Genomic DNA, 2,570 nt, shown 5'->3' on the forward strand with positions numbered 1-2,570 from the left:
AATTAATGCAGCATTTAATGGATTATTAAAATAACAGAGGGAGAGAAAATGAACGATTCTAAAGGTATATTTAACGATAAAGAAAGAAAGCTTGCTCGCTATTTGGAGACGTACACAACTGAGCAGATTTTAACTGAAGCAGGCATGTCTTCGTCTGCTGCGCTATATGAGTTGAAAAAAATAAGATTACCGCGGGCAGTTGCTAATACGATTGTTTATTACGTACTGGCAACAAATAATCAAAAGCTGGTTATGTACAAACTGCTCATGTTAGCTGGCGTTTGTAAAAAGCTTGGCATTCAAGATGCACAGGCAGCCCTCACTTTTATCAAAAAATATTACGTTTGTCATCAGCATTTACACTAGAAAGTACATTTGTCTGAGGGGGAAAAGAGATGAATATTGTCCCGTTTAAGCAGCGTTCATCTGCAAAAAATGATCAAGGTAGAGAACAGCCGTTTCAATGTTTCATTGAGGGAGATCGATTTCAGTTAGATTTGTATATGACATATTTATTTCATCGCTGCCATTCTAGCAGGTATAGATATAACCGTGCTAACAGAAAGGGTAGGATGTAATGATAAAATACCAGTGGTAGCGGCTTCATTTTTCCTGATGGAATAATGAAGCCGTTTGTTGTGTTAGAAAGAATGATTTACTATGATGTAGTTAATGATAAAAGAAAAAGGAAGGGAAGGAACGTAATGGATTTACATAAGTGGGAATATTGGATTTCAAAGCTCGAGCTTCAGCCTCATCCAGAAGGAGGGTTTTATAAACAAACCTATCGCTCCAATGATGAAATTTCTGATAAAGAAGTGTCATCGAAGTTTGATGATAAACGATTTCTATACACGAGTATTTACTTTTTATTAAGGTCTCAAGATGTATCGCATTTCCACCGGCTGCAATCAGATGAACTATGGTACTATCATGGGGGAAGTCCTTTAACCATTCATATTATTTACCGCGATGGAACCTATCAAGAAGTAAAACTAGGTACAAACTTAGAAAATGGAGAAGTTCCTCAATTTCTAGTTCCAAGAGATACGATTTTTGGTTCCTCTGTGGCAAATGAGAATACGTTTTCTCTCGTTGGATGCATGGTCGCACCAGGTTTTGATTTCCGTGACTTTGAATTATTCACAAAACAGCAGCTGCTTGATGAATTCCCCGAGCATGTTGTGATCATCGACAAATTAGGGTACGATAAATTGCCAAATGATTAAAAAGCATGCATCTCGGTTTGATGCATGCTTTTTTCATTTGAACCAGCCTTTTTCCTTAAAGCGAGTAATGGCTTCAATGCGGTTCTTTACTTCGAGTTTGTCCAGAATGGTAGAAATATAATTGCGCACCGTTCCAGTCTTAATAGATAGTTCGTCAGCAATTTCTTTTGTGTTTTTTCCATCAGCTACTAGAGCTAATACTTCTTTTTCTCTAGCTGTAAGAGGACTGGTAGATTCACTATATAAGTCATCCACTAATTCTGGAGCATAGAGGCGTCTGCCYGCCATCACGCTTCGAATGGAATTTGCGAGTTCTTCACTCGGACTATCTTTTAGCAAGTRTCCGCTTACGCCTGCTTTCAAAGCTCTTTGAAAATAGCCGGAGCGAGCGAACGTTGTCAAAATGATGACTTTGCAGTTTAAATCTTTCAGTTCCTCTGCAGCTTCAAGCCCAGTTTTAAGAGGCATCTCGATATCCATTACGCATATATCTGGCTGGTGCTGCTTAGCAAGTGATACCGCTTGTTCCCCATTTGAAGCTTTTCCGACAACTTCCATGTCATCTTCTAAATTTAACAAAGAGCCTAAAGCCCCTAACATCATTTGCTGATCTTCGGCAATAACAATTCGAATCATAATTGTTCCTCCTTAATATGTTTAACGATGTTTGGAACTGTAATATGAATAATCGTCCCCCCTTGACTGGAGATATCAAGATGGCCGTTTACAAACTCCAGCCGTTCTTTCATTCCTAAAAGACCGTTTCCTTTCCAGCAGGTTTTCTTCGTATTAATACCAACTCCATTGTCTTCTACCGTTATGCCTACTTCTTTTGCAGACTGATGTAAAGTAATCGTGCAAACGGTGGCTTGACTATGTTTGACCACATTGGTTACTGCTTCTTTTAAGCACATGCTAAGAATATTTTCAATTAGCAACGACACATTCTCTAATGAAATGGCCTCTTCTCCTACAAACTTAATTTCGGCAGCTTCTAAAAGCTCTTGAACGCGTTTTAGTTCTTCACTAAGGCGGATTCCACGCATTTGAGAAACCATGTTTCTCACTTCATTAAGAGCCGTGCGCGCTGTTTGCTGGACATCTTTTAATTCTGATTTTGCTTTTTCAGGATCTTTTGTAATAAGTTTTCTTGCTAAATCACTTTTTAGACCGATAAGAGACRGCTTTTGTCCTAACGTATCGTGCAGATCGCGAGCTATCCGCTGGCGTTCTTCCTGTTTTACAAGCTCAGAAATACGTTTATTTGCATCTTCAAGCTGTTCTTCCAGCCGGTCTCGCTTCTTCCGATTATAAATGCTAAATGGCAGTACAATCACACTG

Annotated in this window: 5 protein-coding genes; 3 read left to right on the forward strand and 2 right to left on the reverse strand. The window is 39.0% G+C overall.

The window, feature by feature from the left end:
- Window positions 1–48 precede the first annotated feature (48 nt).
- The 3 genes from AC1DRF_RS22670 to AC1DRF_RS22680 all read left to right on the forward strand — a co-directional run bounded on the left by AC1DRF_RS22670 (window position 49) and on the right by AC1DRF_RS22680 (window position 1,229).
- On the forward strand, window positions 49–366 hold the full coding sequence (locus AC1DRF_RS22670) for a hypothetical protein (protein WP_013056195.1): 318 nt from the start codon (window positions 49–51) through the stop codon (window positions 364–366).
- A gap of 29 nt (window positions 367–395) precedes the next feature.
- Window positions 396–578, forward strand: coding sequence for a hypothetical protein (locus AC1DRF_RS22675; RefSeq protein WP_029324165.1), 183 nt, complete (start codon window positions 396–398; stop codon window positions 576–578).
- Window positions 579–704: 126 nt separating this feature from the next.
- Window positions 705–1,229, forward strand: a complete 525-nt coding sequence (locus AC1DRF_RS22680) for a cupin domain-containing protein (RefSeq protein WP_427075427.1) — start codon at window positions 705–707, stop codon at window positions 1,227–1,229.
- A 33-nt stretch (window positions 1,230–1,262) separates the two neighbouring features.
- Here the strand turns inward: AC1DRF_RS22680 and AC1DRF_RS22685 are convergent, their stop codons facing one another.
- The gene (locus AC1DRF_RS22685) at window positions 1,263–1,865 is read right to left on the reverse strand and encodes a response regulator (RefSeq protein WP_477741753.1); all 603 of its coding nucleotides are present in this window, start codon (window positions 1,863–1,865) and stop codon (window positions 1,263–1,265) included.
- On the reverse strand, window positions 1,862–2,570 hold a 709-nt coding region (locus AC1DRF_RS22690; protein ID WP_477741754.1), incomplete at its 5' end, for a sensor histidine kinase. The genes AC1DRF_RS22690 and AC1DRF_RS22685, both read right to left, overlap by 4 nt.

The sequence above is a fragment of the Priestia sp. P5_B4 genome (assembly GCF_056400385.1).